Below are 4,976 nucleotides of genomic sequence, written 5' to 3'. Positions count from 1 at the left end.
CCTTGAAAAATCTAGCTAAATAGGGTATAATATGAGTAATCATTTGTCGTAGGTTTTGTCTGAAATATTGTCCAGACAAGGCTCACAGCAGTTAAATCTTCTGAAAAAGTCAGATTTAGCTGCTCTTTTTGTGCTTTTTTTCAGGATTTTGAATATTTGTAACAAAGACTTAAAGATTCTGAAAATTCATCAAGAGGACACGGTGATAGGGGTTTTTAAAACCATATGACGATTAGAAAGCCTGTTGATAAGGCTTGGAACTTATTTACAAAGGAGAATCATCTTGGCAGGACATGACGTTCAATACGGGAAACATCGTACCCGTCGTAGTTTTTCAAGAATCAAAGAAGTTCTTGACTTACCAAATTTGATTGAAATTCAAACTGATTCATTCAAAGCTTTCCTAGACCACGGTCTTAAGGAAGTGTTTGAAGATGTATTGCCAATTTCAAACTTCACAGACACGATGGAGTTGGAATTTGTTGGATATGAAATCAAGGAACCAAAATACACGCTAGAAGAAGCTCGTATCCACGATGCTAGCTACTCAGCACCAATTTTTGTAACCTTCCGCTTGATCAATAAAGAAACAGGCGAAATCAAGACCCAAGAAGTTTTCTTTGGTGATTTCCCAATCATGACAGAAATGGGTACTTTCATCATCAATGGTGGTGAACGTATCATCGTATCTCAGTTGGTCCGCTCACCAGGTGTTTACTTTAATGACAAAGTTGACAAAAACGGTAAAGTGGGTTATGGTTCAACTGTTATCCCTAACCGTGGAGCTTGGTTGGAGCTTGAAAGCGACTCAAAAGACATCGCCTACACTCGTATCGACCGTACTCGTAAGATTCCATTTACAACCTTGGTTCGTGCGCTTGGTTTCTCAGGTGATGATGAAATCTTTGATATCTTTGGTGATAGCGAATTGGTTCGCAACACTGTTGAAAAAGATATCCACAAGAACCCAATGGACTCTCGTACAGACGAAGCCTTGAAAGAAATTTACGAACGCCTTCGTCCAGGTGAACCTAAGACAGCTGAAAGCTCACGTAGCTTGCTTGTAGCTCGTTTCTTTGACCCACGTCGCTATGACTTGGCAGCAGTTGGTCGTTATAAGATCAATAAAAAACTCAATGTTAAAACACGTTTGCTCAACCAAACCATTGCAGAGCCATTGGTAGATCCTGAAACAGGAGAAATCTTGGTAGAAGCTGGTACAATCATGACTCGTAGCGTGATTGAAAGTATTGAAAGCCATTTGGATGGTGATTTGAACAAGATTGTCTACATTCCAAATGATGCGGCGGTTGTGACTGAGCCAGTTGTTCTTCAAAAATTCAAGGTTGTTGCTCCAACTGATCCAGACCGCGTTGTAACGATCATCGGTAATGCTAATCCAGATGACAAGGTTCGTATCGTTACTCCTGCAGATATCCTTGCTGAAATGAGCTACTTCCTCAACTTGGCTGAAGGACTTGGCCGTGTAGATGATATCGACCACCTTGGAAACCGTCGTATCCGTGCGGTTGGTGAATTGCTTGCTAACCAAGTACGTCTTGGACTTTCTCGTATGGAACGTAATGTCCGTGAACGTATGTCTGTTCAGGACAACGAAGTCTTGACACCACAACAAATTATCAATATCCGTCCTGTAACAGCTGCGGTGAAAGAATTCTTTGGTTCATCACAGTTGTCACAGTTCATGGACCAACACAACCCACTTTCTGAGTTGTCTCACAAACGCCGTTTGTCAGCCTTAGGACCTGGTGGTTTGACACGTGACCGTGCTGGATATGAAGTCCGTGACGTGCACTACACTCACTATGGTCGTATGTGTCCAATCGAGACACCTGAAGGACCTAACATCGGTTTGATCAATAACTTGTCATCTTACGGGCACTTGAACAAATATGGTTTTGTTCAAACACCATACCGTAAGGTTGACCGTGAAACAGGTGTTGTCACGAATGAAATCGTTTGGTTGACAGCCGATGAAGAAGATGAATTTACTGTAGCACAGGCTAATTCTCGTCTGAATGAAGATGGAACATTTGCTGAGAAAGTTGTCATGGGACGTCACCAAGGGGTCAACCAAGAGTATCCAGCTAATGTTGTTGACTACATGGACGTATCACCAAAACAGGTAGTTGCCGTTGCGACAGCATGTATTCCTTTCTTGGAAAACGATGACTCCAACCGTGCCCTCATGGGAGCCAACATGCAACGTCAGGCTGTACCATTGATTAATCCTAAAGCACCTTACGTTGGTACTGGTATGGAATACCAAGCAGCCCACGATTCAGGAGCGGCTGTGATTGCTCAGTATGATGGTAAAGTTACCTATGCAGATGCTGACAAGGTAGAAGTTCGTCGTGAAGATGGTTCATTGGACGTTTACCACATCCAAAAATTCCGTCGTTCAAACTCAGGTACTGCTTACAACCAACGCACTCTCGTAAAGGTTGGAGATGTTGTTGAAAAAGGCGATTTCATCGCTGACGGACCTTCTATGGAAAATGGAGAAATGGCGCTTGGACAAAACCCAATCGTTGCCTACATGACTTGGGAAGGTTACAACTTCGAGGATGCCGTTATCATGAGCGAACGCTTGGTTAAAGACGATGTCTACACATCTGTTCACCTTGAAGAATACGAATCAGAAACACGCGATACAAAGCTTGGGCCTGAAGAAATCACTCGCGAAATTCCAAACGTTGGTGAAGATGCCCTTAAAGACCTTGACGAAATGGGTATTATCCGTATCGGTGCTGAGGTTAAAGAAGGCGATATCCTTGTAGGTAAAGTAACACCTAAGGGGGAGAAAGACCTTTCAGCTGAAGAACGTCTCTTGCACGCTATCTTCGGAGATAAATCTCGTGAAGTGCGTGATACTTCTCTTCGTGTACCACACGGTGCCGATGGTGTCGTTCGTGATGTTAAGATTTTTACACGTGCAAATGGAGATGAGTTGCAATCAGGTGTTAACATGCTGGTTCGCGTCTACATCGCTCAAAAACGTAAGATCAAGGTCGGAGATAAGATGGCCGGACGTCACGGAAACAAAGGGGTTGTCTCTCGTATCGTTCCTGTAGAAGACATGCCTTACCTTCCAGATGGAACTCCAGTCGATATCATGTTGAACCCACTTGGGGTGCCATCACGTATGAATATCGGTCAGGTTATGGAGCTCCACCTTGGTATGGCGGCTCGTACTCTTGGTATTCATATCGCAACACCAGTCTTTGACGGAGCAAGTTCTGAAGACCTTTGGTCAACTGTTAAAGAAGCTGGTATGGATAGCGATGCTAAAACAATCCTTTACGATGGCCGTACAGGTGAACCATTTGATAACCGTGTTTCTGTTGGAGTCATGTACATGATCAAACTCCACCACATGGTTGATGATAAATTGCACGCTCGTTCAGTCGGACCATACTCAACTGTTACCCAACAACCACTCGGAGGGAAAGCTCAGTTTGGTGGACAACGTTTCGGTGAGATGGAGGTTTGGGCTCTTGAAGCTTACGGTGCGTCAAATGTCCTTCAAGAAATCTTGACTTACAAGTCTGACGATATCAACGGACGTTTGAAAGCTTATGAAGCCATTACAAAAGGAAAACCAATTCCAAAACCAGGTGTTCCAGAATCCTTCCGAGTTCTTGTCAAAGAATTGCAATCTCTTGGTCTTGACATGCGTGTCCTAGACGAAGATGACCAAGAAGTGGAACTTCGCGACTTGGATGAAGGAATGGACGAAGATGTCATCCACGTAGATGACCTTGAAAAAGCCCGCGAAAAAGCAGCACAAGAGGCTAAAGCAGCCTTTGAAGCTGAAGAAGCTGAGAAAGCAACAAAAGCGGAAGCAACAGAAGAAGCTGCTGAATAAGAATAAGCAGTTCACTTAGAATAGAAAGGGAAGAAATAGTGGTTGATGTAAATCGTTTTAAAAGTATGCAAATCACCCTAGCTTCTCCAAGTAAAGTCCGTTCATGGTCTTATGGAGAAGTCAAAAAACCTGAAACAATCAATTACCGTACCTTGAAACCAGAACGTGAAGGTCTCTTTGATGAAGTTATCTTTGGTCCTACAAAAGACTGGGAATGTGCTTGTGGTAAGTACAAACGCATTCGTTACAGAGGGATTGTTTGTGACCGTTGTGGGGTTGAAGTAACGCGTACAAAAGTTCGTCGTGAGCGTATGGGGCACATCGAGTTGAAAGCTCCTGTATCTCACATCTGGTATTTCAAGGGGATTCCAAGCCGTATGGGCTTGACCCTTGATATGAGCCCTCGTGCCCTCGAGGAAGTGATCTACTTTGCGGCTTATGTGGTGATTGATCCCAAGGATACACCACTTGAACACAAGTCTATCATGACAGAGCGTGAATACCGTGAGCGCTTGCGTGAATATGGTTATGGATCATTCGTTGCCAAGATGGGTGCCGAAGCTATCCAAGACCTTTTGAAACAAGTAGATCTTGAAAAAGAAATTGCTGAACTCAAAGAAGAGTTGAAAACAGCTACTGGACAAAAACGTGTCAAAGCCATCCGTCGTTTGGATGTTTTGGATGCCTTTTACAAGTCTGGAAACAAACCTGAATGGATGATTCTCAACATCCTTCCAGTTATTCCACCAGATCTTCGTCCAATGTTGCAGTTGGATGGTGGCCGTTTTGCCTCATCTGACTTGAACGACCTTTACCGCCGTGTTATCAACCGTAACAACCGTTTGGCTCGTTTGCTTGAGTTGAATGCACCAGGTATCATCGTTCAAAATGAGAAGCGTATGCTTCAAGAAGCGGTTGATGCTTTGATTGACAATGGTCGTCGTGGTCGTCCAATCACAGGACCAGGTAGCCGTCCATTGAAATCATTGAGCCACATGCTTAAAGGTAAACAAGGACGCTTCCGTCAAAACTTGCTCGGTAAACGTGTTGACTTCTCAGGACGTTCCGTTATCGCCGTTGGTCCAAC

General features: G+C 43.8%; 2 protein-coding genes. Both read left to right on the top strand.

Going from position 1 to position 4,976, the window contains the following annotated elements; all coding sequences use genetic code 11:
- The first annotated feature begins 283 nt into the window (after window positions 1–283).
- The gene (gene rpoB, locus RWO85_RS09655; RefSeq protein WP_261012995.1) at window positions 284–3,889 is read left to right on the top strand and encodes a DNA-directed RNA polymerase subunit beta; all 3,606 of its coding nucleotides are present in this window, start codon (window positions 284–286) and stop codon (window positions 3,887–3,889) included.
- 38 nt (window positions 3,890–3,927) lie between these two features.
- A partial coding sequence (locus tag RWO85_RS09650; protein WP_314415611.1) for a DNA-directed RNA polymerase subunit beta' occupies window positions 3,928–4,976 on the top strand: 1,049 nt, incomplete at its 3' end.

The organism is uncultured Streptococcus sp. (assembly GCF_963521865.1).
Classification (GTDB): domain Bacteria; phylum Bacillota; class Bacilli; order Lactobacillales; family Streptococcaceae; genus Streptococcus.
This window is presented reverse-complemented; position numbering and strand designations above follow the sequence as displayed.